This is a genomic window from Pseudomonas sp. NPDC077408, assembly GCF_050269105.1.
In the GTDB taxonomy this organism is placed as follows: Bacteria; Pseudomonadota; Gammaproteobacteria; order Pseudomonadales; family Pseudomonadaceae; genus Stutzerimonas.
This window is the reverse complement of record NZ_JBNNHS010000005.1, coordinates 43,936-66,896: the sequence shown is the minus strand read 5'-3', so window position 1 is coordinate 66,896 and position 22,961 is coordinate 43,936. Positions and strand designations below refer to the sequence as shown.

General features: G+C 61.6%; 25 protein-coding genes. 10 read left to right on the top strand and 15 right to left on the bottom strand.

The window, feature by feature from the left end; genetic code table 11:
* The first annotated feature begins 80 nt into the window (after positions 1 to 80).
* The gene (locus tag ACQKEK_RS14445; protein WP_499143556.1) at positions 81 to 1,145 is read left to right on the top strand and encodes a transporter substrate-binding domain-containing protein; all 1,065 of its coding nucleotides are present in this window, start codon (positions 81 to 83) and stop codon (positions 1,143 to 1,145) included.
* Positions 1,146 to 1,181: 36 nt separating this feature from the next.
* On the opposite strand, the gene ACQKEK_RS14440 is transcribed toward ACQKEK_RS14445, so the two are convergent.
* From ACQKEK_RS14440 to ACQKEK_RS14430, 3 genes are all read right to left on the bottom strand, one after another.
* Complete coding sequence (locus tag ACQKEK_RS14440; protein WP_045431233.1) at positions 1,182 to 1,976, bottom strand: thymidylate synthase; 795 nt, start codon at positions 1,974 to 1,976, stop codon at positions 1,182 to 1,184.
* A 106-nt stretch (positions 1,977 to 2,082) separates the two neighbouring features.
* On the bottom strand, positions 2,083 to 2,883 hold the full coding sequence (lgt, locus tag ACQKEK_RS14435) for a prolipoprotein diacylglyceryl transferase (RefSeq protein ID WP_127838251.1): 801 nt from the start codon (positions 2,881 to 2,883) through the stop codon (positions 2,083 to 2,085).
* 10 nt (positions 2,884 to 2,893) lie between these two features.
* Positions 2,894 to 3,676 carry a sulfite exporter TauE/SafE family protein gene (locus ACQKEK_RS14430; protein ID WP_499143555.1) on the bottom strand — a complete coding sequence of 261 codons (783 nt, stop codon included), beginning with the start codon at positions 3,674 to 3,676 and terminating at the stop codon, positions 2,894 to 2,896.
* A gap of 125 nt (positions 3,677 to 3,801) precedes the next feature.
* Here ACQKEK_RS14430 and ACQKEK_RS14425 point away from each other — a divergent pair, with 125 nt between their 5' ends.
* Positions 3,802 to 4,581, top strand: coding sequence for an NRDE family protein (locus ACQKEK_RS14425; RefSeq protein ID WP_499143554.1), 780 nt, complete (start codon positions 3,802 to 3,804; stop codon positions 4,579 to 4,581).
* Here ACQKEK_RS14425 and ptsP read toward each other — a convergent pair.
* Positions 4,578 to 6,851 carry a phosphoenolpyruvate--protein phosphotransferase gene (gene ptsP / locus ACQKEK_RS14420; protein ID WP_499143553.1) on the bottom strand — a complete coding sequence of 758 codons (2,274 nt, stop codon included), beginning with the start codon at positions 6,849 to 6,851 and terminating at the stop codon, positions 4,578 to 4,580. The two genes, ACQKEK_RS14425 and ptsP, sit on opposite strands and share 4 nt — an antisense overlap.
* A gap of 19 nt (positions 6,852 to 6,870) precedes the next feature.
* The gene (locus ACQKEK_RS14415) at positions 6,871 to 7,350 is read right to left on the bottom strand and encodes an RNA pyrophosphohydrolase (protein ID WP_045432287.1); all 480 of its coding nucleotides are present in this window, start codon (positions 7,348 to 7,350) and stop codon (positions 6,871 to 6,873) included.
* 178 nt (positions 7,351 to 7,528) lie between these two features.
* Here ACQKEK_RS14415 and ACQKEK_RS14410 point away from each other — a divergent pair, with 178 nt between their 5' ends.
* Positions 7,529 to 8,182: a histidinol-phosphatase gene (locus ACQKEK_RS14410; protein ID WP_499143552.1), complete on the top strand. Its 654-nt coding sequence runs from the start codon at positions 7,529 to 7,531 to the stop codon at positions 8,180 to 8,182.
* A 24-nt stretch (positions 8,183 to 8,206) separates the two neighbouring features.
* Here the strand turns inward: ACQKEK_RS14410 and ACQKEK_RS14405 are convergent, their stop codons facing one another.
* Positions 8,207 to 8,647, bottom strand: coding sequence for a DUF2269 family protein (locus ACQKEK_RS14405; protein WP_128120182.1), 441 nt, complete (start codon positions 8,645 to 8,647; stop codon positions 8,207 to 8,209).
* A gap of 21 nt (positions 8,648 to 8,668) precedes the next feature.
* A complete protein-coding gene (ilvA, locus tag ACQKEK_RS14400; RefSeq protein ID WP_499143551.1) occupies positions 8,669 to 10,183 on the bottom strand; it encodes a threonine ammonia-lyase, biosynthetic in 1,515 nt (504 codons plus the stop codon).
* Between the two features lie 174 nt (positions 10,184 to 10,357).
* On the opposite strand from ilvA, the gene rpiA reads away from it, so the two are divergent.
* The gene (gene rpiA, locus ACQKEK_RS14395; protein WP_127838246.1) at positions 10,358 to 11,029 is read left to right on the top strand and encodes a ribose-5-phosphate isomerase RpiA; all 672 of its coding nucleotides are present in this window, start codon (positions 10,358 to 10,360) and stop codon (positions 11,027 to 11,029) included.
* 30 nt (positions 11,030 to 11,059) lie between these two features.
* On the opposite strand, the gene ACQKEK_RS14390 is transcribed toward rpiA, so the two are convergent.
* The 4 genes from ACQKEK_RS14390 to ACQKEK_RS14375 form a co-directional block, all read right to left on the bottom strand.
* Positions 11,060 to 11,974, bottom strand: coding sequence for an SdiA-regulated domain-containing protein (locus ACQKEK_RS14390; protein WP_499143550.1), 915 nt, complete (start codon positions 11,972 to 11,974; stop codon positions 11,060 to 11,062).
* A gap of 107 nt (positions 11,975 to 12,081) precedes the next feature.
* Positions 12,082 to 12,993: an SdiA-regulated domain-containing protein gene (locus ACQKEK_RS14385; RefSeq protein WP_499143549.1), complete on the bottom strand. Its 912-nt coding sequence runs from the start codon at positions 12,991 to 12,993 to the stop codon at positions 12,082 to 12,084.
* 101 nt (positions 12,994 to 13,094) lie between these two features.
* On the bottom strand, positions 13,095 to 13,760 hold the full coding sequence (locus ACQKEK_RS14380) for a fumarylacetoacetate hydrolase family protein (RefSeq protein WP_046163012.1): 666 nt from the start codon (positions 13,758 to 13,760) through the stop codon (positions 13,095 to 13,097).
* Positions 13,761 to 13,777: 17 nt separating this feature from the next.
* Positions 13,778 to 15,172, bottom strand: a complete 1,395-nt coding sequence (locus ACQKEK_RS14375) for a D-2-hydroxyglutarate dehydrogenase (protein WP_045432291.1) — start codon at positions 15,170 to 15,172, stop codon at positions 13,778 to 13,780.
* Between the two features lie 197 nt (positions 15,173 to 15,369).
* Between ACQKEK_RS14375 and serA the strand changes: the two genes are divergently transcribed.
* Positions 15,370 to 16,599, top strand: a complete 1,230-nt coding sequence (gene serA / locus ACQKEK_RS14370) for a phosphoglycerate dehydrogenase (RefSeq protein WP_128120179.1) — start codon at positions 15,370 to 15,372, stop codon at positions 16,597 to 16,599.
* An 84-nt stretch (positions 16,600 to 16,683) separates the two neighbouring features.
* Here serA and ACQKEK_RS14365 read toward each other — a convergent pair whose 3' ends face one another.
* From ACQKEK_RS14365 to ACQKEK_RS14355, 3 genes are all read right to left on the bottom strand, one after another.
* Positions 16,684 to 16,974 (bottom strand): hypothetical protein, encoded by a 291-nt coding sequence (locus ACQKEK_RS14365; RefSeq protein ID WP_499143548.1) that lies wholly within the window; start codon positions 16,972 to 16,974, stop codon positions 16,684 to 16,686.
* A gap of 124 nt (positions 16,975 to 17,098) precedes the next feature.
* Positions 17,099 to 17,431: a hypothetical protein gene (locus ACQKEK_RS14360; RefSeq protein WP_052724748.1), complete on the bottom strand. Its 333-nt coding sequence runs from the start codon at positions 17,429 to 17,431 to the stop codon at positions 17,099 to 17,101.
* Between the two features lie 207 nt (positions 17,432 to 17,638).
* A complete protein-coding gene (locus ACQKEK_RS14355) occupies positions 17,639 to 19,339 on the bottom strand; it encodes an OPT/YSL family transporter (RefSeq protein ID WP_499143547.1) in 1,701 nt (566 codons plus the stop codon).
* A gap of 280 nt (positions 19,340 to 19,619) precedes the next feature.
* Between ACQKEK_RS14355 and ACQKEK_RS14350 the strand changes: the two genes are divergently transcribed.
* The 5 genes from ACQKEK_RS14350 to csgH all read left to right on the top strand — a co-directional run bounded on the left by ACQKEK_RS14350 (position 19,620) and on the right by csgH (position 22,612).
* The gene (locus ACQKEK_RS14350) at positions 19,620 to 20,204 is read left to right on the top strand and encodes a helix-turn-helix transcriptional regulator (RefSeq protein ID WP_045432296.1); all 585 of its coding nucleotides are present in this window, start codon (positions 19,620 to 19,622) and stop codon (positions 20,202 to 20,204) included.
* A complete protein-coding gene (locus tag ACQKEK_RS14345; protein WP_499143546.1) occupies positions 20,192 to 20,602 on the top strand; it encodes a CsgE family curli-type amyloid fiber assembly protein in 411 nt (136 codons plus the stop codon). The genes ACQKEK_RS14350 and ACQKEK_RS14345 overlap by 13 nt, the downstream gene beginning before the upstream one ends.
* Before the next feature lie 116 nt (positions 20,603 to 20,718).
* Positions 20,719 to 21,204, top strand: coding sequence for a curli production assembly protein CsgB (locus ACQKEK_RS14340; protein ID WP_499143545.1), 486 nt, complete (start codon positions 20,719 to 20,721; stop codon positions 21,202 to 21,204).
* A 31-nt stretch (positions 21,205 to 21,235) separates the two neighbouring features.
* The gene (locus ACQKEK_RS14335) at positions 21,236 to 22,165 is read left to right on the top strand and encodes a hypothetical protein (RefSeq protein ID WP_499143544.1); all 930 of its coding nucleotides are present in this window, start codon (positions 21,236 to 21,238) and stop codon (positions 22,163 to 22,165) included.
* 21 nt (positions 22,166 to 22,186) lie between these two features.
* Entirely contained in the window at positions 22,187 to 22,612 is a 426-nt protein-coding gene (gene csgH, locus ACQKEK_RS14330) for a curli-like amyloid fiber formation chaperone CsgH (protein ID WP_499143543.1), read from the top strand.
* Here the strand turns inward: csgH and ACQKEK_RS14325 are convergent.
* On the bottom strand, positions 22,598 to 22,873 hold the full coding sequence (locus ACQKEK_RS14325) for a hypothetical protein (protein WP_499143542.1): 276 nt from the start codon (positions 22,871 to 22,873) through the stop codon (positions 22,598 to 22,600). The genes csgH and ACQKEK_RS14325 overlap by 15 nt on opposite strands.
* Between the last annotated feature and the right edge of the window lie 88 nt (positions 22,874 to 22,961).

Sequence of the window (22,961 nt, the reverse complement as noted above, 5' to 3'; positions counted from 1 at the left end):
CTTTTCATGGACCAAAGGCGCCGCAGTCCCACCGTTCAGCTTTGCTACCCTTGGCGCATTACGACAATGAGGAAAGACCTGTGCCGAGGTTTCTGATCGCTTTGCTGTTCGCCTTACTGAGCCAGCAGGCCGCCGCCCAATCACAAGGCGACGTGCTGCGGGTAGGCATCACGGAGGTCCCACCCTTCGTCATCCAGGAGGCCGATGGCAGCTGGAGCGGTATCAGCATTGACTTGTGGGAGGCGATCGCAGAGCAGGAAGGTTATCGCTATGAGCTGCGACCTTTGCCATTCGACCAGCTGCTACCGGGCCTGCAGGACGATCGGCTGGATGTGGTGGTCGGCGCCCTGACCATGACTGCCGAGCGCGAGGCACTGGTGGACTTCACGCACCCGTTCTATCGCACCGGACTGGCAATTGGCGTTCCCCAGGAGCAACAGGGTGCCGGCTGGGGCGCCGTCCGTGCGCTGTTCTCCTGGCAATTCGCAAGCCTGGTGCTGGGCCTGGGCGCGTTGCTGCTACTGGTCGGCGCACTGCTCTGGCTGTTCGAGCGCCAGCGCAACCGCGAACAGTTCGGCGGCAGTTCGGTGGAAGGACTCGGTAACAGCTTCTGGTGGGCGGCGGTCACCATGACCACGGTCGGCTACGGCGACAAGGCACCCGTGACTCTCGGCGGTCGGCTGATTGCAATCGTCTGGATGTTCGCGGCATTGATCATGGTGTCGACCTTCACTGCAGCCGTGACCAGCACCTTGACGGTCGGCAGCCTGCAGAGCGGCCTGCAAGGGCCGGACGATCTGCGCAGTGCACACGTTGCGACAGTGGACGGCACCGTAAGCGCAGGCTACCTGCAAGAGCACCGCATCCGCGCCACCGCGTTCCCTGATGTGAGCCAAGCCATTAAAGCCGTGCTCGAAGGAGAAGCAGAGGCGGTGGTGTATGACCAGCCCATCCTGCAGTTCCGCAACACCGAGTTGCTGGGCAAAGGCTTACGGCTGCTGCCCGGCACCTTCGAACAACAGTCCTACGCCTTTGCGGTGCCCGCTGGCAGCCCCTACCGGGAGCCGCTGAGCCAAGCGATTCTGGACATCACCAACAGTACGCGCTGGCACGACGTGCAGACGCGCTATCTCGGCGAGCAGTAATCGATAGCGCCGCTCGCAAGCCGAGCGGCGACACACTCAGACGGCGACGGGCGCCTTGATGTGCGGATGGGCCTCGTACCCCACCAGCTCGAAATCCTCGAAGCGGAAGGCGAACAGGTCCTTCACGTCGGGATTGAGCTTCATCGTCGGCAGCGGTAGCGGTTCGCGGGTCAGCTGCAGGTCGGCCTGTTCCAGGTGGTTTGCATAGAGATGGCAATCGCCACCGCTCCAGATGAACTCCCCCGGCTGCAGGTCGCAGACCTGAGCCACCATCAGCGTCAGCAGCGCATAGCTGGCGATGTTGAAGGGCACACCGAGGAAGATGTCGGCTGAACGTTGGTACAGCTGGCAGCTGAGCTTGCCGTTCGCAACATAGAACTGGAACAACGCGTGGCACGGTGGCAGGGCCATCTCGTCGACCAGCGCAGGGTTCCAGGCTGAAACGATCAGGCGTCGCGAATCCGGGTTCTTCTTGATCATCTCCACCAGCTTACTGATCTGGTCGACCGACCCGCCGTTGGGTGCCGGCCAGCTGCGCCATTGATAACCGTAGACCGGGCCGAGCTCGCCGTTCTCGTCGGCCCACTCGTCCCAGATACGTACCCCGTTTTCCTGCAGGTACTTGATGTTGGTGTCACCCTGCAGGAACCACAGCAGCTCGTGAATGATGGATTTGAGGTGGCATTTCTTGGTGGTCACCAGCGGAAAGCCTTCGCTCAGGTCGAAGCGCATCTGGTGGCCGAACACGCTGTAGGTGCCGGTGCCGGTGCGATCGCTCTTGAAGGTGCCGTGCTCGCGCACATGGCGCATCAGGTCGAGATACTGTTTCATCGATGGGCTCGAAGCGGGCGCCGTGGCGCTGTGGAAGAGATCCTGCAGATAGTAAAAGTTTGGCGCTCGGCTTGTCGCGCTTATGCGACAAGCCGGGCCTTGCAACTCAGGCTGATGCCTTGGCCGGCTCGTGGCGGTAGCCCCAGGCGATCATGCCGAGGCCGATCAGTATCATCGGCACGCACAGGACCTGCCCCATGGTCAGCCAACCGAACGCCAAGTAGCCGAGCTGCGCATCGGGTACGCGCACAAATTCAACGATGAAACGGAAGATGCCATAGCAGACGGCAAACAGGCCGGAGACTGCCATGGTCGGCCGCGGCTTGCTCGAGTAGATCCAGAGAATGACGAACAATGCCACGCCTTCCAGGGCGAACTGATAGAGCTGCGAGGGATGCCGCGCCAGCTGCTGCGGGTCGGTGGGAAAGACCATTGCCCAGGGCACATCGGTCGCCTTGCCCCACAGTTCAGCATTGATGAAGTTACCGATGCGCCCTGCCCCCAGCCCGATCGGCACGAAAGGCGCGATGAAGTCCATCAGCTCGAAGAACTTCTTGCCATTGCGCCGGGCGAAAATCCAGGTGCACAGCAGCACGCCAAGCAAGCCCCCGTGAAACGACATACCTCCCTTCCAGACCTGGAAGATGAGTGTCGGATCGTTGATATAGGACGCCAGATCGTAGAACAGCACATAACCCAGCCGCCCGCCGACGATCACGCCCATCGCCACCCAGAACACTAGGTCAGAGAGCTTGTCCTTGTCCCAGCTGGGATCGAAGCGGTGCAGGCGGCGGGACGCCAGCAGCCAGGCCCCGCCTATGCCGATCAGGTACATCAGGCCGTACCAGTGGATTTGCAGCGGGCCTAGCGAAACGGCCACAGGGTCTATCTGCGGATAAGGCAGCATCCGGGTTTCCTCAAATCAAGAAATTGATACCAACGCCCAGCAACAACAGCGCAAACAGGCGCCGCAGCATCAGTGCCGACAGCCGATGGGCCAGTTGCGCCCCGATGCGGGCAAAAAACATACTGGTGATCGCGATGCCCAGCACCGCTGGAAAATAGACGAATCCAAAGCTCCAAGCCGGCAGGTGCGGGTCCTGCCAGCCGACCACTGCGAAACTCAACGCGCCGACGATGGCGATCGGCAGGCCGCATGCGGCGGATGTCGCCACCGCCTTTTGGATGGGCACGCTGCGCCAGCTGAGAAAGGGCACCGTTAAAGAACCTCCGCCGATTCCGAAGATCGCCGACGCCCAGCCAACCACGACACCAACCAGCGTGAGCCCCGGCTTACCGGGCACGCCCCGGCTGGCCTTAGGCTGAAGCGAAAACGCCATCTGCACGGACACAGCGATGGCGAAGACACCGATGATTTTCTGCAGTAGCGGCCCTTGAATCGCAGCCGCCGTAAGACTGCCCAAGGCAGCGCCAAACAGAATACCGAAGGTCATCCATAGCACCACGGGCCAGAGCACTGCGCCTTTGAGATGATGAGCTCTGATCGAATTCAGCGAAGTAAAAACGATGCTCGCCAGCGACGTGCCAACCGCCAGATGGGTCAGCACCAACGGATCGAAACCCTGGAGAGTGAAGCTGAAAACAAGCACCGGGACGATGATCATCCCACCGCCTACACCGAACAGCCCGGCCAGCAAGCCAGCAAACCCGCCGAGCACGAGATAAAGCGCGAACTCCATCGGGCCATCCTGACCAAAACAAAGCGGCATGTTAGCGGAAAAACTGCCCGGAAGCTGAAAGCGGGTTGCCGAGCCGGGCGGCTTGGCTTCAAGCTTTCGCCTCTCGCACCCAGCTGAGCCTAACCATGTGCCTGATCGTATTCGCCTGGCGCCCGTGCCACGCATTGCCGCTGATCGTCGCGGCCAACCGAGACGAATTTCATGCGCGTCCCAGTCTGCCGCTGGGTCACTGGGACGACGCGCCAGACATCGTAGCTGGGCGCGACCTCCTGGCGGGCGGGACCTGGATGGGAATCAGTGCAGCGGGACGCTTCGCGGCACTGACCAACATTCGCGCACCGGGTACCCCAGCAGGTGCGCGCTCACGAGGCGAACTGCCCGAGCGCTATCTGCGCAGTGCTCTGTCACCCCAGGCTTACCTCAGCGAATTGACTGGCCACCTCGAGCATTACTCGGGTTTCAACCTGCTGGTCGGGGATGCGCGTGAGCTGTGGTATCTGAATTCAAAGTCCGCCACACCGGAACGGTTGTCGGCTGGTGTCTACGGCTTGTCGAACGCAGCGCTGAATACGCCCTGGCCGAAGCTCGTTCGCGCCCGCGCCGCGTTGCAGGCCAGTATCGACGCACCGGAGGTGGACACCCTGTTGCAGGTGTTGAGCGACCCCCAGCCCGCCGCAGACGGCGATATGCCAAGCACCGGCGTGCCCTACGAATGGGAGAAGAAGCTGTCCAGCGTATTCATATCAAGCGCTGACTACGGCACCCGTGCCAGCACAGTACTGATCCGCCGCGCGGACGGCTCCGCACATATCACCGAGCGCCGCTTCGGACCGGGTGGGGTCTTGGATCAACGCCGCATCGACGTACCTTCATCCAGCCAGGTAAGCCGTCCGGATCCGATCTAGAGCGCCGCCGACGGGTTGAGCATGCGATCCAGCCCCAAGTTGCGCAGGGTCAACTGCACGGTGGCATGGATCACCTGAGGGCTGTCCATGACCATGACCTTGGCCAGCAGCTCGCGCGCCGTGACCGAGCTGATCTGACGCAGCATCCACTTCACCTTCGGCAGGTTGGTGGCATTCATCGACAGGCTGTCAAACCCCATCGCCAACAGCAAGATGGCCGCACCGGGGTCACCTGCCATCTCACCGCAGATGCTGACCGGCTTGCCTTCGCCGTGGGCTTCACGGACGACGCGCTGCAAGGCCTCGAGCACTGCCGGATGCAGGTAGTCATAGAGATCGGCCACACGCGGGTTGTTGCGGTCGACCGCTAGCAGGTATTGCGTCAGGTCATTGGACCCCACCGAGAGGAAGTCCACCTGACGCGCCAGTTCGCGGGTCAGATAGACCGCAGCCGGCACTTCGATCATCACCCCCACCGGCGGCATCTCGACGTCGGTGCCTTCGTCACGCACCTCGCCCCAGGCGCGGTGGATCAGGTGCAGCGCCTCTTCCAGCTCGCGCGTGCCGGAAATCATCGGCAGCAGAATGCGCAGGTTGTTCAGCCCGGCGCTGGCCTTGAGCATGGCGCGGGTCTGCAGCAGGAAAATCTCGGGGTGATCCAAGGTGACGCGGATGCCGCGCCAGCCGAGGAAGGGATTCTCTTCCTTGATCGGGAAGTACGGCAGGCTCTTGTCACCGCCGATATCGAGACTGCGCATGGTCACCGGCAGCGGGTGGAAGGCCTGGAGCTGCTCGCGATAGATCGCCATCTGCTCCTTCTCGCTGGGGAAGCGCTCCTTGATCATAAAGGGCACTTCGGTGCGATACAGGCCGACGCCCTCGGCGCCACGCTCCTGCGCCCGCACCACATCGGCGAGCAGGCCGGTATTCACCCAAAGCGGAATGCGCACACCGTCGGTGGTTTCGCAAGGCAGCTCGCGCAGGATGTCCAGGCCTTCGGATAGCTGCCGCTCCTGCTCGGCCAAGACCAGATACTGCTCGCGCAGCACCTTGGCAGGATTGGTGATGATCTCGCCACGGGTGCCGTCGATGATCAGCTCGATGCCGTCGACCTTCGAGTACGGCAGGTCGACCGCCCCCATCACCGTCGGAATGCCCATTGCCCGGGCCAGGATTGCCACATGCGAGTTGCCCGATCCGAGCACCGACACCATGCCCATCAGCTTGCCTTCAGGCACTTCGCCGAGCATTGCCGGAGACAGTTCTTCGCTGACCAGAATGGTGTTGTCCGGGTAGGTCAGCGTCTGCTGGCGGGCCTGCTGCAGGTAGCTGAGTAGACGCCGGCCGATGTCCTTGACGTCCGAGGCACGCTCACGCAGGTAGGCATCGTCCATCATCTCGAAGCGACCCACATGATCGGCAACGACCTGGCGTAGAGCGCCTTGCGCCCACTGGCCGGTGCGAATGACCTTGGACACCTCGCCACCGAGGGCAGAGTCGTCGAGCATCATCAGGTAGACGTCGAACAGTGCGCGCTCTTCCTTGCGCATCTGCGTCGCTAGCTTGTCGGACAAGGCACGCATGTCGGCACGTACAGCCGCGAGCGCTGCTTCGAACAGCTCAAGCTCGGCTGGAATGTTATCGATGGCTTTGTCGGGTACAACGTCCAGATCAGCAGGAGGCAGCACGACGACTGCCGTGCCTACCGCCGCCCCGGGCGCACCCGGAATACCGATGAAACGGGTTTCTTGAATGCCTTTGCCCTGCCGGCCGAGGCCGCGGATCGAGCCGGTTGCCTCGGCGTGGGCGATTACCCCGGCGAGCTGCGCGCTCATCGTAACCAGGAAGGCTTCCTCGCCTTCGTCGAATAGCCGCTGCTCTTTCTGCTGGATGACCAGTACGCCCATCACCCGCCGGTGGTGGATGATCGGTGCGCCGAGAAAAGAGGCGTAGCGCTCTTCACCGGTCTCGGCAAAGTAGCGATAGCGCGGGTGCTCGGAGGCATGCTCCAGGTTTAGCGGCTCCTCGCGGGTGCCAACCAGACCGACCAGACCCTCGTTGGGCGCCATGCTGACCTTGCCGATGGCTTTCTTGTTCAGGCCTTCGGTGGCCATGAGCACGAAGCGTCCGGATTCCGGATCTAGCAGGTAGACCGAGCAGACCTGGCTTGCCATGGCCTCCCGAACTCTCAGCACGATGATGCCCAACGCCGCCGTGAGGTCCTTGGCGGCATTGACTTCCTGGACGATCTTGCGCAGCGTGCCGAGCATGCTCAGGGGCTTTCTCCCGTCAATCCCGCGCCAGAAGGCGCGGGGCGAGTTCTTTTAAGGCGCGACGGTAAACCTCGCGCTTGAAGGTGACTACCTGGCCTAGCGGGTACCAGTAACTGACCCAGCGCCAACCGTCGAACTCTGGCTTGCCAGTCAGATCCATGCGCACCCGGTCTTCGGCGCCGGTGAGGCGCAGCAGAAACCACTTCTGTTTCTGACCGATGCACAGCGGCTGGCTGTGAGTACGCACCAGGCGCTGCGGCAAGCGATAGCGCAACCAGCCGCGGGTGCAAGCAAGGATTTTCACATCCTGCTGTTCCAAGCCGACTTCTTCGTTGAGTTCGCGGTAGAGGGCCTCTTCCGGCGTCTCGCGTGGATTGATTCCGCCTTGCGGAAATTGCCAGGCATCCTGATTAATCCGCCGAGCCCACAACACCTGCCCGACATCATTGGTCAGGATGATGCCGACATTGGGGCGAAAACCATCGGAGTCGATCACGGCAACAACCTCGCAAACGCATGTCGCGGCATTGTTCCACAAAAACGTGAAAAGCAGAAAGCGCGCATGGGGGCCATTGATCAACCGGAAGCGGCGCTCCATCGAAGTGCTTGGCATCTGCCATATATCGAGCGATCCCGCTATGCTTCGCCCCCCTTCATCGCCCGAGGAACGCAGCGTGCGCCTAGCTCTATTCGATCTCGACAACACCCTCCTGGCCGGCGACAGCGACCACGCCTGGGGCGAATTTCTCTGCCAGCGCGGGCTGGTCGACGCCGAGGCCTATCGCGCCCGCAACGATGCTTTTTATCAGGACTACCTGGCCGGCGCGCTGGATGTGCTGGAGTATCAAAACTTCTGCCAGGAGCTGCTTGGGCGCAGCGAGATGCCGCAGCTTCAGCAATGGCATGCTGAGTTCATGCGCGATCACATCGAGCCCATCGTGCTGGCGAAAGGCGAGGCACTGGTCCGCCAGCATCATGACGCCGGTGATCGGGTGGTGATCATCACCGCAACCAACCGCTTCATTACCGGGCCCATCGCCAAACGGCTGGGCGTCGATACCCTGCTGGCCACCGAATGCGAGATGCAGGAGGGACGCTACACCGGTCGGTTGACTGATGTGCCGTGCTTTCAGGAAGGCAAGGTGACACGGATCGAACGCTGGCTGAGGGAAAATGACCAGAGCCTGGATGACAGCTATTTCTACAGCGACTCGCGCAACGACCTGCCATTGCTCGAGCGGGTCAGCCATCCAGTCGCGGTCGATCCTGACCCGACGTTGAGGGAGATCGCGCAGCAGCGAGGCTGGGAGATCATAAGCCTGCGCTGAACACCAGCCGCCCCACGGGAGCCGCTAGACCGGTTTGGCTCCCATCAGGCCCATGATTGCGACAAGAATCAGCAGGATCAGACCGGCATAGACCAGCGCAAAACGCGGCAGCTTCGCCGGAGCAGGACCGTCACCCACCTGCTGCCAGGCACGCAGGCGGCCGCTGAGCAGCAGCGTGAGCGGTACGAGGATCAGGAACAGCACCGAACTGGCCAGCAGCCACAGCTGGCCGAGCGGAAAGCCTGCCAGATGGGCCAACCACCAACCTGTCACCGGCAGCAGCAATCCCAACACGGCGAGCAAGGGCAGCGACATCAGCCGGGTCCGCCGCAGTTTATTCTGCAATACGGCTGGATCTGCCCGTCGCCAGGCCTTCCACAGCATGGCGATATGGGCGATGAGCCCGAGCGTGAGCAATATCGCCAGCACGGCGTGGGTGATGTTCAGCAGTTGGTAATGTTCCATTGATCCTCACGGTACGGCTGATCAGCCGAGAAACAGTTGGTAGGCCGGATTGTCCGTTTCGTCCCAGTAGCGGTAGCCGATCTTGTCCAGCGCGGCGGGCAACAGGTGACGGTCCTCGGCGGGTACTTGCAAGCCGGCCACTACTCGACCGTCGGCAGCACCATGGTTGCGGTAGTGGAACATCGAAATGTTCCAGCGCCCGCCGAGGTTACTGAGAAAGTTGAACAGCGCCCCTGGACGCTCCGGGAATTCGAAGCGGTAAACCACCTCGTCACTGACACCGGACGCATGTCCGCCGACCATATGACGTGTGTGCAACTTGGCCAGCTCATTGTCGGTGAGATCGAGTACCGGGAAACCCTTGGCGCGCAACCCTTCCACTAACGCCGCACGCGGATCGTTTTCCGGATGGGTCTGCACGCCGACGAAGATGTGCGCTTCGCGGTCCTGGTGGTAGCGGTAGTTGAACTCGGTGATCTGGCGCTTGCCGATGGCCTCGCAGAACGCCTTGAAGCTGCCCGGCTCCTCGGGGATGGTCACGGCGATAATCGCCTCGCGCTTTTCGCCCAGCTCGGCCCGTTCGGCGACGTGGCGAAGGCGGTCGAAATTGACGTTAGCACCCGAGTCGATACCGACCAACACCTGGTTCTCAACCCCGTCACGCTCGACGTAGCGCTTGATCCCGGCCACCGCCAGGGCACCGGCCGGCTCGGTGATCGAGCGGGTGTCGTCGTAGATGTCCTTGATGGCCGCACAGATTTCGTCGGTACTGACCGTGATCACTTCATCGACATGGTGCCGGCAGATATCGAAGGTGTATTGACCGATCTGCGCCACCGCCACCCCATCGGCGAACAACCCCACCTGCGGCAGTACCACGCGCTCGCCAGCGGCCATCGCCTGCTGCAGGCAGTTGGAATCGTCCGGCTCCACACCGATGACCTTGATCTCGGGGCGCAGGTACTTGATGTACGCGGCCACCCCCGAGATCAGTCCACCACCGCCTACCGGCACGAAGATCGCGTCCAGCTGGCCCTGATGCTGGCGAAGAATTTCCATCGCCACGGTGCCCTGCCCGGCAATGACGTGCGGATCATCGTAGGGGTGGATATAGACGTAGCCCTTTTCCTCCACCAGCCGCAGCGAATAGGCCAGCGCCTCGGGAAAAGCATCCCCGTGTAGCACCACCTTGCCGCCGCGAGCTCGCACGCCCTGCACCTTCAGTTCTGGCGTGGTGCGCGGCATGACGATGGTCGCCTTGATACCCAGCTCACGGGCCGCCAAGGCCAGGCCCTGCGCATGGTTGCCGGCCGATGCGGTGACCACGCCGCGCGCCAGCTCCTCGGGTGACAGCTGCGCCAGCTTGTTATAGGCACCGCGAATCTTGAAGGAGAACACCGGCTGCAGATCCTCGCGCTTGAGCAGAATCTGGTTACCCAGCCGCTCGGAAAGCTGGCGGGCAGGCTGCAACGGGGTTTCCACCGCAACGTCATAGACGCGCGAGGTGAGGATCTTCTTGACGTACTGTTCGAGCATCGTGAGCTATCTTGGCGGGCCTTGCGGGGCAGACGAGTCTACTCTGCGAAAAACCCTGCGGCCACCGTCAATCGGCGCGCAAAACAGCAGTACAGCCTTAGCAGGCAAGACCCGCCGATGAGCCCCCGCTATACTCTTGCCCTTCGACTCACTCACCGCCCGGACCTTTACGCCATGACTCAGGATCAACTCAAGCAGGCTGTCGCCCAGGCCGCTGTCGACCTCATCGTGCCGCAGCTCACCGACCGCAGCATCGTCGGCGTTGGCACCGGTTCCACCGCCAATTTCTTCATCGATCTGCTGGCCAAGCACAAAGGCTTCTTCGACGGCGCGGTCGCCAGTTCCGACGCTACCGCCGAGCGCCTGAAAGGCCACGGCATCCCGGTTTACGACCTGAATTCGGTATCGGACCTTGAGTTCTACGTCGACGGTGCCGACGAGACCAACAGCCATCTGGAACTGATCAAGGGCGGCGGCGCAGCCCTGACCCGGGAAAAGATCGTCGCCGCAGTGGCCCGCACCTTCATCTGCATTGCCGACGGCAGCAAGCTGGTCGAGCGCCTCGGCGAGTTTCCCCTGCCGGTCGAAGTGATTCCAATGGCCCGCAGCCACGTGGCGCGTGAACTGGTCAGGCTGGGTGGCGATCCGGTCTACCGTGAAGGCGTGGTGACCGACAATGGCAATGTCATTCTCGACGTGCATAACCTTATGATCGGTTTCGCCCCGGATGTGGAAGCGCAGATCAACAACATTGTCGGCGTGGTCACCAACGGGCTCTTCGCTGCACGCCCGGCCGACATTCTGCTGCTGGGCACCAAAGATGGCGTTCAGACCCTGAAGCGTTGAGCCGAGCCGAGCCAGCCGAGCCAATGCTGGCTAGTCGGCCTTGCGAAATACATAGAACAAATTGGGCTCGCTGACGAGGTAGATTGTGCCGTCCGGGCCCATGGCGATGCCTTCGGCCTGAGGCACATCCGCCTCCAGCCCATGGTCGCCGGCCTTGAGCGACAATGCGCTGATAGCTTTGCCATGGATGTCCAGTTCGACCACCAAGCGAGACTCGTCCGAAAGCGCCAGCAAGTGGCCCGTCTGCTGGTCATATTGCAGGCTGGACAGATCCCGCACGAACAGATCGGCGTCGCGCTCGCGGTCCTCGCTGACGTGTACGCCCAGCGGCTGGTCATCCTCGGCGTAGGGAAAGCCCTCGACCTCATAAATGCGCACCGGATCGCGCTCCTTCGCCACGAACAAGCGCTTGCCGGCCACGTCGTAAGCCAGGCCCTCGAAACCCTTGTTCCCGTTCTGCCCGATTCCCAACGACAATTGTTGACTGGCGGTCGCATCGATCGACTCGGTGCGTTCACTCACCTCAACTCGCAACAGACGCTGCAGGCGCTCATCGCTGATCACATAAACGCCGCGGGAAATGTACTCGATCGCCTCCGGGTCACCGAAGCCCACCAGCGGAATCGCCCGTGACAGCTTGCCATCGAGGCTGAGCTCAAGCAGCTGCGGTTTGCCGTTGGTGATGGCGATTAGGCTGTTGCGGTCGGGATCGAAGGTCAGCGCCGAGAGGTCGTCATCGATCCCTTCGACCACCTGCGCCTGGATGTCCGCGCGATAGCCCGGCAGCCAGAGGGATACCTCCTGCAGCCGATCGGCCTGCCGCCACTGGCTGAAGTGAAACAAGGTTTGCTCGAACAGGTGAAGATGCTGACCGACAGCCACAGCCAGCAGCAATGCCGCACCGGCCAGGGCGGTTGATATCCATTTCAAAACAGGGCGCATCATGCTCACTTCGCAAGGACGGGACTGAAAGTGTGCCCGCCCAGGCTTAGCTGAACCTTAACGGCTGCTGGCGGCGCAGCGCATGCATGGACTGCGCTGGCCCCTGCTTGTTACCGCTTGCGCCTGAACACGTAGAGAAGATTGGGTTCGGCTACGACGTAGATATCGCCGTGCTCGTCCATGGCGACGCCCTCGGCCTGGTCTATTCCCTCAACCAAACCATTGAGGCCGCCGAGCAGCCTGATGAAGCTGAGCGGCCGGCCTCGCTGGTCAAGCTCGACCAGCAGGCGCGATTCATCGGACAGCATCACAGTGTGGCCGGTACGCGGGTCGATGGTCACCGATGAGATATCACGCACCAGCAGCGGCTGCTCGGGCCAGGCCTCAAGGATGCCGGCGGCGCCGTCCTCTCCGGGAAAAGGCAGTTCGAACAATCCCTGCGGATCGCGCTCCTTGGCCAACAGCATGCGTTTGGTGCGCGGATTCCAGGCCAGCCCTTCGAAGCCTTTATTGCCTGCACCGTCGAAACCCAGGTCATAGGTTGCGAGATCATCAAGATCGAGACTTTCCACCCCTGGCGCCAGCCGAAACACTGCAACCAGCCGACGCCGCTCGTCGACGATACCGAGTCGCCCGTCATCCAGCGCTTCGACCGCTTCAGGATCAGAGAATCCGGTCAGGGTGATGCGCCGCAGCACGACGCCGCCAGGGGAAAACTCCACGAGCTGCGGGTTTCGGCCGGTGACAGTAAACAGCGTCCCGGTCGCTGCATTCCAGGTCAGCCCAGAGGTTTCATCGTCTTCCAGGCCAAACAATGTGGTCTCCAACGCCAGCTCATAGTCAGGCAACCAGATGCTCGCCGCGCGCTCTTGAGACTCGACGTATTGCTCGTGCCAGTAGAGTTTCAGCTGGTCGTCCCAATGCAGCATCCAGCCGACCAGCACGGCCATTGCGATGGTTAGGATTAGGGAAACGTACAGAAACAAGCGGAGGCGGGACGGTCGGATGGCGGCGTCAGGCATCTAGGCAAACCCAAGTAGAGTGTGCGATTACAGCATGACCTTTACAGGGAGGATATAGCGCTGCAGGCCGGATACGTCAGACGTACCCGGGCCATGCTGGGTTAAAGCACGCGACTCTCGAAGCGAGACAACCCGACCAGTTCCAGTACCAGCTCGTCACCCTGATGGAGGGGGCCTACACCCACAGGCGTGCCGGTCAGGACCACGTCGCCCGGTTGCAGGCTGAAGTGCCCGGCGATGTGCTGCAGCAGCGGCAGGATGGCGTTGAGCATCTGGTTGCTGTTGCCGTCCTGACGCACCTCACCGTTAATGGTCAGGCGCACGCCGATATCGGTCAGATCCTCCACTGCATCGCCCGGCACGAATGGTGCCAGCACACAGGCACCATCAAAGCTTTTAGCGATTTCCCATGGATGGCCCTTTTCCTTCAGTTTGGCCTGCACGTCGCGCAGGGTCAGGTCGAGGGCTGGGGCGAACCCGGAAATCGCGTCGCGAACCTCTTCTTCGTTCGGCTTGCGCGACAACGGCTTGCCGATCAGCACGGCGATTTCCGCCTCGTAGTGCACGGCACCACGGTCAGAGGGAATGCTGAAGCCGCTGTCCAGCGGCACGGTGCAGCTGCCGGCCTTGATGAACAGCAGGGGCTCGGTCGGCACCGGGTTGTTCAGCTCTTTGGCGTGCTCGGCGTAGTTACGGCCGATGCAGACGACTTTGCCCAACGGGTAATGGATCGTGGTGCCGTCGGTGTACTGGTGCTTGTAGGTCATGGAGAGTTCCTGTCTGCTCAAACAGCGAAAATCTTGCCCGGATTCATGATGCCGTTCGGATCGAAGGCTGCCTTAACTGCCTTCATGTACTCAATTTCCACCGGCGAACGGCTGTACTCGAGGTAGTCACGCTTGGTCATGCCGACGCCATGTTCGGCGGAGATCGAACCGTTGTACTTCTGCACGGTTTCGAACACCCACTTGTTCACCGTCGCGCACTTGCCGAAGAACTCGTCCTTGTCCATCGCATCGGGCTTGAGGATGTTCAGGTGCAGGTTGCCGTCGCCGATGTGGCCGAACCAGACGATCTCGAAGTCCGGATAGTGCTCACCGACGATGGCGTCGATTTCCTTGAGGAAGGCCGGCACCTTGGCAATGGTGACGGAGATGTCGTTCTTGTACGGCGTCCAGTGGCTGATGGTCTCGGAGATGTACTCGCGCAGCTTCCACAGGTTCTGCAGCTGCTGCTCGCTCTGGCTCATCACGCCATCGAGCACCCAGCCCTGCTCAACGCAATGCTCGAACGTCGCCAGCGCCTGATCGGCGCGCTCATCGGTGGTGGCTTCGAATTCCAGCAGCGCGTAGAACGGGCAGCTGGTTTCGAACGGTGCCGGCACGTCGCCGCGGCCGAGCACCTTGGCCAGTGCCTTGTCGGAGAAGAACTCGAAGGCGGTCAGGTCCAGCTTGTCCTGGAAGGCGTGCAGCACCGGCATGATCGAGTCGAAGTCCGGCGTGCCCAGCACCAGCGCAGTCAGATTGGTTGGCTGGCGCTCCAGGCGCATGGTCGCCTCGACGACGAAGCCCAGCGTGCCCTCGGCACCGATGAAGAGCTGGCGCAGGTCATAGCCGGTGGCGTTCTTGATCAGGTCCCTGTTCAGCTCGAGCAGATCGCCCTTGCCAGTGACGACCTTAAGACCCGCCACCCAGTTACGGGTCATGCCATAGCGAATCACCTTGATCCCGCCTGCGTTGGTCCCGATGTTGCCGCCGATCTGGCTGGAGCCTGCGGAAGCGAAGTCCACCGGGTAATACAGGCCCTTGTCTTCGGCGAACTGCTGCAGCTGTGCGGTGACCACGCCCGGCTGGCAGACCGCGGTGCGGTCCATCTCGTTGAATTCGAGAATCTGGTTCATGTAATCGAACGACACCACCACTTCGCCATTGGCCGCCACCGCGGCAGCGGAAAGGCCGGTGCGGCCGCCCGAGGGCACCAGCGCGATCTTTCGCTCGTTCGCCCAGCGCACGATTGCCTGCACCTGCTCGATGGTCTTCGGGAACACGATGGCCGAGGGTGCCGGGGCGTACTGCTTGGTCCAGTCCTTGCCATAGGTGTTCAGCGAATCGGCATCGGTCAGCACCTTGCCAGGCTCGACCAGGGTCTTCAGCTCGTCGATCAGGGCGGGGTCGGTCATCATGGGAACTCTCATTCGATTCATGGTCACCCTGAGTACGCTTCAGCTCAGGACATGGGTGTTTCGAGGGGTGCGTATGCTAGCATACGCACCCTTTTGAAACGTGCCTCGGCAGACTCCCGACACCGCTGATACCGGGTCGGCCAGCCTTCGCTGGACACTTCGTCCTACCCTTCGGCCTTAAGGTTTAAATGCAGATGAGCCAGACCTCTCTCGACAAGAGCAAGATCAAGTTCCTTCTTCTCGAAGGCGTGCACCAGAACGCTGTCGACACCCTCAAGGCCGCCGGCTACTCCAACATCGAGTACCTCAAGACCGCGCTGACCGAGTCGGAGCTGAAAGAGAAGATCGCCGACGTCCATTTCATCGGGATTCGTTCGCGCACTCAGCTCACCGAGGACGTCTTCGAAGCAGCAAAAAAACTGATCGCCGTCGGCTGTTTCTGCATCGGCACCAACCAGGTCGATCTCAATGCCGCCCGTGAGCGCGGCATTGCGGTGTTCAACGCACCCTACTCCAACACTCGCTCGGTGGCCGAGCTGGTGCTCGCCGAAGCCATCCTGCTGCTGCGGGGCATTCCGGAGAAAAACGCGTCCTGCCATCGCGGCGGTTGGATCAAGTCGGCAGCCAACTCCTTCGAAATTCGCGGCAAGAAGCTGGGCATCATCGGCTACGGCTCCATCGGCACGCAGCTGTCGGTGCTCGCCGAAGGCCTCGGCATGCAGGTGTTCTTCTATGACGTGGTGACCAAGCTGCCGCTGGGCAACGCCACTCAGATCGGCTCGCTGTACGAACTGCTGGGCATGTGCGACATCGTCTCCCTGCACGTACCCGAGCTGCCATCCACTCAGTGGATGATCGGTGAGAAGGAAATACGCGCCATGAAGAAAGGCGCAATCCTGATCAACGCCGCCCGCGGCACCGTGGTCGAGCTGGATCACCTCGCCGCTGCGATCAAGGACGAGCATCTGATTGGCGCCGCCATCGACGTATTCCCGGTCGAGCCCAAGTCCAACGACGAGGAATTCGAAAGCCCGCTGCGTGGTCTGGACCGCGTGATCCTGACCCCACACATCGGCGGCTCGACCGCCGAAGCACAGGCCAACATCGGCCTGGAAGTGGCGGAAAAGCTGGTCAAGTACAGCGACAACGGCACCTCGGTATCGTCCGTCAACTTCCCGGAAGTGGCCTTGCCATCGCACCCCGGTAAGCACCGCCTGCTACACGTCCACCAGAACATCCCGGGCGTGATGAGCGAGATCAACAAGGTGTTCGCCGACAACGGCATCAACATCTGCGGCCAGTTCCTACAGACCAACGAGAAAGTCGGCTACGTCGTCATCGATGTAGATAAGGAATATTCCGACCTGGCGCTGGAAAAACTGCTGCAGGTCAACGGCACCATCCGCAGCCGCGTGCTGTTCTAAGCGCTGCACTGGCAGTATCGAACGGGAGGCTTAGGCCTCCCGTTTTCGTTTTGCCGCATGACTGTCACGGTTTCGCACGATTGTTCAGCTGGCTGAAGCTGAATCGCCGCTTTCGCCCGAACGTGGGTCCTGCCGATCCGGCGATGATGGGCGCTCGACAGGCGTAACGGGCGGCACCTCAGGCGGTGCTTCCAGCGTTGGGGGCCTCGGCTGGCCTTGGCTGTCATCTCCGCTCTCGATTACATCCTGCCGCGGCTCGCGCGTGTCCAGTGGATGTTCGCGGGCTTTCTCAGGGTGCGCCGGACCAGTGCCGGCGGCGATTGCCAACGACGCGGCCATCAATGTTGAAACGGCTAACGAAACGCGTATAGCCATGAGCGTCTCCCGATTAGGGGTCATGGGGTTCCGGACGCAATCAGCTGCGACAGCAAGACGCCAACGGTTGCGCAAGAAAAAGCCCCGTCCGAAGCCGGGGCTCTCATCTAGCGGCAAAGGCATATCAGTTGCCAGTAGCACTACTTCCCGTGGCGGTCGTGTTGCCGACACTTGTACCGGTTTCAGTTCCCGGACCTGCCGGCTCACCGTCAACGGTGGTGCCCATACCGGTTGTCAGGCCTTCGCGGTCGGTGTCGTCGGTAGTTTTGCCGTCCATCATGGTGTCGTCATGGGCGCCGCCCATTTTGCCGTCGTGAGTGCCGCTCTTCATCGAGCTGCTATCCGCGTCGTAGCGGCCCTTGTCATGAATGGCTTCGTTGTCCGTTGTGCCTGCGGCAAATACAGCGGTAGACATAAGGCCGGCTAGAGTCAGCGCGGCGAGCTTGGTCGTTTGCATGATCGCTCTCCAGTTTCAAGGGGTTCACATACTCCGGCACTGCCCACGAAAATAAATTTCACCCGCGCGCGTGACAGGATCTTTCAAATCGCCGAAACCTAGACGAGGCGGGCGCTGTAGCCCTGCCGCCATTGGTCGCCGCGTTGGCAGAAGACCGTTCATCGGATGCCCACGCGCCATTCTGCCTCGAGGACGCCTGACCAAAACTCAGCGCAACAACTGCCACAACGAGATCCCGATACCAGCCATGCTTTCACCGGCCACTAACCCGGCGGCGGCAACGATCACAAAACGTTCGGCCAGGCTGCCCCAGCGGGCCGCGAACAGCCAGGCCAACAGGGCGCCGAAAGCCATCATCAGCGAGATCGACGCAGGAATGATGAAAGCCAGCCCCAGCGCCGCGGAGCTGGGTAACCAGCGCAACCGCCAGACCGGCGCCGAGCCTTCGAGCAGGCCGAGCACAACGCCGACCAGTGCACCGATCAACATCGCCCAGCGGATGTCCAGGCTGATCGAGCCGAGCCCGGCGGTGAGCGCCTGCGCCACAGCTTTCCAGGTCGCCACGGCTGGTGCTGGCCACTCGGGTGTGATCAGCATGGCCTGAGGATCAGGAATCAGCAGTTGATAGACGAGCACCCCTACCAGGCTGCCGACCAGAATACCCAGGCACTGAGCGACCACCTGGCGCGAGGGGGCTGCGCCGATTGCATGACCGACCTTGAAGTCGTTGAGCAGATCGGTGCATTGACCCGCAGCACCGCCTGCAGTGTTGGCACTCATCAGGTTGATCGCCACCTGACCAGGCGCAATGGCAGCGAAACTCAGCTGCGACAGCTGCCCGATCGCACCAATCGGCGGTATCCCGGTGGCGCCGACGACACGTGCCGCAACCATGGCCAACAGCAGCGCCAGCGGGATCGACAGCGCGGCCATGAGTGGATGGATATCAAACAGACTCATCTGCAGGGCGATCACCAGGATGGCCGCCAGGCCCAGCCCGAGCGCCGGCAGTGGCGCGGGCCGTGCGAATCGCAGGCGCTGTGCTGCAGCGCCTCGTCGGGCGCGCAAAAAACGCAGGCTGAGTGAAATCAGCGTAGCGCAGACCATCAGGCTAACTCCCGGCCACAGCAGCCACTCGATCAGCACTCCGAATTGCGGCCCGCTGGCGCCCGCCGGCAGCGTTACCAGACCTTCCGTCAACAACCAGGGTGCCAGCACGCCCCAGGCAATCAACGCGCCGAGCAGCAACGACAACCCGACCCGTAAGCCGATGATTCCGCCGAAGCCCAGCAGCAACAGCGACGGCTCGAGGCTGAACGTCAAGCGCTCCAGCTGCGCGCTGGGAGCCCAGCGCGGCACGCTCCACCAGAGACCGTCCAGCAGCTTGGCCAACGCAGCCAGCAGCGCAGCCGAGCCCAGTACCCATAAGCGCCGCGCCGCCTCTGCGCCATGGCTGTAAATCTGCTGCATGGTCGCCAAGGTCGCCATGCCTTCAGGAAAGCGCAACTGCGTTTCGGTAATCAGTGAAGGCCGCAAGTACCAGGCGACCCAGATGCCGAGAAAGCTGACCGAGAACACCCAGGCCACCAGCGGCAAGGTGTCGAACTGCTGGCCGGTGATCAGGGTGTAGGCAGGAATCGGTGCGACCAAACCGCTGGAAATGATCGAAGCCGCGGATGAGGCAGTGGTCTGGTTGATATTGCTTTCGTGCAGCGTCCAGGCGGGCCTTTTCAGCACTCGCGCCAGGCTCTGCCAGAAGGCGAAACCGACCAGCAGCGCGATGATCGACATGTTGAACGACCAGCCGATCTTGAGCCCCGAGTAGATATTCGAAGGTGTCAGCACGGCCCCCAGCAGCAGGCCGGTCAACAGTGCGCGCAAAGTCAGTTCGCGGGAGGGGTCGCTCATGCAGGCTCCATCGAATGGGCGATTGACTCACCTTAGTCCATTAAGTCCACCACAGCGTTTCTTCAACCGTCCGTCGGGATGTCATCCTCAGCGCGCAGATGCCGACCTAATCCCAACGTGAACGCTGAACTTCGTCATTTCTGGCCGGTCGTTTAGTAACTTTTCTATGCAGCATAACGGCACTCCAAACCAAGGATTGAACATGGACGAAGCGGACTTCACCCACCTGGAACGTAACCGGCCTACCGTCACCCTGTTGACCGGCAATGAGCTTCTCGGGCTGTTCTTCAAACACTTTCTTGGTGAACAGGCTCAGCTAGAGGTAGCCCTGGCGCGGCTCGAGAAGATCGTTCCGGGCAGCACCGATCTCTACCTACTCGACTCGGGAAATAGCCAGACTGAGCAATTGTCGACACTGCTCGATCAGCTCGACGAGCAGACGCCCGTTGCGCTGGTCAACATCGCCCCGGAACAGGCTGAGCAGTTGGTCGACAAGCACCCTGCCATTCGCGGCGTGTTTTACAGCCATGCCACTCGTGAGCACCTACTCGACGGCATCCAGGTATTGCTCGAAGGCGGCGACTGGCTGCCGCGGGTCTTGACCGAACGCTTGCTCAGCCAGTGGCGGCGCATGCGCCAACTCGCCGGCAGCAAACCGTCGCTGACCCTGCGTGAGCGGGAAATCCTCAGCCTGGCCGGCAAAGGCCTATCCAACGCCGAAATTGCCGAACAGCTGTGCCTAAGCCCCCATACCATCAAGAGCCATATCCACAACCTGTTGCGCAAGATTGGTGCCTCCAACCGGGCCGAGGCGGCCTTTCTGCTGCGTGGCCGGCTGGATTGGTCCGAGTCGTGTCACGCCTGACGCTGTGCCTGTTGCTGCTGAGCCTGCTCGGCCCGATGCAGGCTCAGGCAGCGCTGGGCCAGGCGGAAGGCGAGGCGGAACTGAGCGGGCTGATCATCGACAACACCATCACTCGCTTCGGTCATGACTTCCACCGCTACCTGAGCTTTCAATTGCAGGACGCCAGCGCGCTTGAGGGCGATCTGGTGGTACGCGAACGTCCTTCCGCGCGCTGGGGCAGCCTGGTCTGGGTGGAATATGGGCAGCGCACGGTCTACCGGCGCTTTCTGCAGCCCAACGTAGCGGAGATCGAAGACATCGCCACCCAAGCCGCGCAGCTGATCTTGGAGGAAGTCAACCGCAGCAAGTTGCAGAACCTACTCCAGGACACCTTCGACATGGACCGAGATGAGCTGTGAATTGCACAAGGATTAATTCGCCCCGTTCATCACGTAGCGCTTGTTTTGCACCGTTCGATGGATGTTCAGCGCCCCGCCTGCAGTCAAGAATCCGAACACTATTCCGAGGTGCCTGCATGGATTGTCTAGCCCTATTCCGCCGCGGCTTGCTCGCCGCCCTTCTGCTCACCGGTCACGCGGTTCATGCGGCCGATCTGATGGACAACGGAGATCTTGCGGCAGGCTCATTGAGCCTCGCTAATCAGTCGGCGGCAGCGTTGCAATTGCCCGACATGCAGGTCGCGCGAGTGCTGCAAACAGGCAGCGACAATCTGGCCGACGTAAGCCAGACCGGCACGGCTCAGCTGGCGAACATCATGCAACAGGGCAGCGACCAGCAGGCCTTCATTCTCCAGCAAGGCGAGAACCAGATCGCCACCATTCTGCAGATTGGCCAGGGCAACCTGGCCGACATCAGCCAGATCGGCAGCGACAACCAGGCCGCGATCGCTCAGATTGGTTCGAACAACGCTGCCAGCATCGAACAGCTCGGCAGCGGCTTGAGCAGCAGTGTCACCCAATACGGCAGCGGCCAACGCGTCCAGATCGTCCAGCATCGCTAATCACCAGCATCGCTAATAAAAAGGTAACTCTATGCGCAGTCTGCATCTCCTCGCGTCAGCCGCTTTGCTGTCTGTCGCCGTTGGCGCCCATGCCGACAACAGCGCCAAACTCGTGCAGACAGGCAATGACAACGACGCCACGATTGACCAGACCGGGCTGCTTAACGAGGCGACAATTCGGCAGAACGGTACGGCGAACAACGGTTCGATCTTTCAGAATGAATTCGCCGAGTCGAACCAGGCGAACCTCGTGCAAATCGGCAGCAGCAATAATGCTGCGGTCTATCAGGCGCCAGACAGTCACTTCTCCACCGCGAGCGTCTATCAGCAGGGCACTGGCAACCGCGCCGAGGTCGAGCAGCACTGGTATACCAATGAGCTGCAAATCAGCAGCATCGGCGACAGCAATTCTATTTCGGCCACTCAAAATGGTTTCGCTCGGGCCGAGGCACGTCAGATTGGCAATGGCAATTCGCTGGTAATGACCCAAGACGGCATTTACCACGGCAATTGGACAGCTGTGTATCAGGTCGGCGACGAGAACAGGGCTAGCATCGAGCAGGGCGATGGCAGCGATATTCAACTGGCCCAGAACGGCAACCTGAACACCGCGACGATCTCGCAGTACAACCTGTTTGGTGAAGTCGAGTTCAATCAGGCAGGCGACGACAACCTGCTGACAATCGAGCAGAGCGGGCGCAGCAATGCATTCCGAGGCTCGTCAACTGGAAATGGCAACAGCGTCGAGTTGGTGCAATGGTTCGATGGCAACCAAGCCAGCGTCGTGCAATCTGGCGATGACAACATCGCCGCCATCAACCAGCTAGCCGGCTACAACGAGGCCCGCATCAACCAGGTCGGCATGGCAAACCTGGCCTCTATCACTCAGAACGCCGAACTCATGAACGCGGTGATTTCGCAGACGGGGACCGGCAACATGGCCACCGTTACCCAACAGTGATCCAGACCTTGGCCACCCCCTATGCTCACCGCGACCCTCGCCGCCATGCTGCTCGCCTCCGCCGGTCCGGTTGATGCTCGCCTGGAGCTGCTGCCCGAAGCCGACCGGTTGAATGTGCGGTTGTGCTTCAGCAGTGCCGAACCCCACCGGCTTAGCTACCAGTTGGAAGTGCGTTCCAAGGGCCACGCCGGTACCAGCCGCAGCCGCCAATCGGGCGAGTTGACCAGCGGGCCTGATACGCAGTGTCCGCTGAACAACAGACTCGGTATCGCACCCGACAGCCAGATCGAGGCGACGGTCACTTGGTCCGTTGACGGCCAGCAGCAAGCGCCTCTGCACCAGAGCTACCCAGCAACCCAACCCACCGATTCGGCGCCCTCGGCGCCAGATTCCACACCTGCTGCAGCGGATCATCTATTCGTCAGGGCCGATTCAAACCGGCGATAGCGGTCTTGGCTGGCAGCGTGCAAGCCGGCGTCCCACCTCAATCCCCTTCAGCTCGACGTAGTGATACGTCAGGTTCGATATCGCCAACACCATGGCCACCTCAAGCAGGTTCAGCAGGTCGCCGACCAAGATGCTGCCGCTGCTGCTGCAGCGAGTGATCTGCTCGCTTCCTGACTGCTGAAGAATGGTGATGTATTCGGTCAGAACCTGCCGCTGTATCTCGGCAGCGCCAGCAGCACCATCCAGCCCAGGATCGATCAACCGTTGCCATCCATCGCCTGCCCGGAACCGGAAGCGCGGCCATGGCTTCTACCGAGCCAATCCACATCGCCGCTATCCGAGGAGTTCC

What these genes read in the sequence shown, in the direction of transcription:
- ACQKEK_RS14440 (WP_045431233.1), bottom strand. Translation starts at nt 1,976, where the DNA reads ATGAAACAGTATCTCGACCTGATGCGCCATGTGCGCGAGCACGGCACC.
- lgt (WP_127838251.1), bottom strand. Translation starts at nt 2,883, where the DNA reads ATGCTGCCTTATCCGCAGATAGACCCTGTGGCCGTTTCGCTAGGCCCG.
- ACQKEK_RS14430 (WP_499143555.1), bottom strand. Translation starts at nt 3,676, where the DNA reads ATGGAGTTCGCGCTTTATCTCGTGCTCGGCGGGTTTGCTGGCTTGCTG.
- ACQKEK_RS14425 (WP_499143554.1), top strand. Translation starts at nt 3,802, where the DNA reads ATGTGCCTGATCGTATTCGCCTGGCGCCCGTGCCACGCATTGCCGCTG.
- ptsP (WP_499143553.1), bottom strand. Translation starts at nt 6,851, where the DNA reads ATGCTCGGCACGCTGCGCAAGATCGTCCAGGAAGTCAATGCCGCCAAG.
- ACQKEK_RS14405 (WP_128120182.1), bottom strand. Translation starts at nt 8,647, where the DNA reads ATGGAACATTACCAACTGCTGAACATCACCCACGCCGTGCTGGCGATA.
- ilvA (WP_499143551.1), bottom strand. Translation starts at nt 10,183, where the DNA reads ATGCTCGAACAGTACGTCAAGAAGATCCTCACCTCGCGCGTCTATGAC.
- rpiA (WP_127838246.1), top strand. Translation starts at nt 10,358, where the DNA reads ATGACTCAGGATCAACTCAAGCAGGCTGTCGCCCAGGCCGCTGTCGAC.
- ACQKEK_RS14390 (WP_499143550.1), bottom strand. Translation starts at nt 11,974, where the DNA reads ATGATGCGCCCTGTTTTGAAATGGATATCAACCGCCCTGGCCGGTGCG.
- ACQKEK_RS14385 (WP_499143549.1), bottom strand. Translation starts at nt 12,993, where the DNA reads ATGCCTGACGCCGCCATCCGACCGTCCCGCCTCCGCTTGTTTCTGTAC.
- ACQKEK_RS14380 (WP_046163012.1), bottom strand. Translation starts at nt 13,760, where the DNA reads ATGACCTACAAGCACCAGTACACCGACGGCACCACGATCCATTACCCG.
- ACQKEK_RS14375 (WP_045432291.1), bottom strand. Translation starts at nt 15,172, where the DNA reads ATGACCGACCCCGCCCTGATCGACGAGCTGAAGACCCTGGTCGAGCCT.
- serA (WP_128120179.1), top strand. Translation starts at nt 15,370, where the DNA reads ATGAGCCAGACCTCTCTCGACAAGAGCAAGATCAAGTTCCTTCTTCTC.
- ACQKEK_RS14365 (WP_499143548.1), bottom strand. Translation starts at nt 16,974, where the DNA reads ATGGCTATACGCGTTTCGTTAGCCGTTTCAACATTGATGGCCGCGTCG.
- ACQKEK_RS14360 (WP_052724748.1), bottom strand. Translation starts at nt 17,431, where the DNA reads ATGCAAACGACCAAGCTCGCCGCGCTGACTCTAGCCGGCCTTATGTCT.
- ACQKEK_RS14355 (WP_499143547.1), bottom strand. Translation starts at nt 19,339, where the DNA reads ATGAGCGACCCCTCCCGCGAACTGACTTTGCGCGCACTGTTGACCGGC.
- ACQKEK_RS14340 (WP_499143545.1), top strand. Translation starts at nt 20,719, where the DNA reads ATGGATTGTCTAGCCCTATTCCGCCGCGGCTTGCTCGCCGCCCTTCTG.
- ACQKEK_RS14335 (WP_499143544.1), top strand. Translation starts at nt 21,236, where the DNA reads ATGCGCAGTCTGCATCTCCTCGCGTCAGCCGCTTTGCTGTCTGTCGCC.
- csgH (WP_499143543.1), top strand. Translation starts at nt 22,187, where the DNA reads ATGCTCACCGCGACCCTCGCCGCCATGCTGCTCGCCTCCGCCGGTCCG.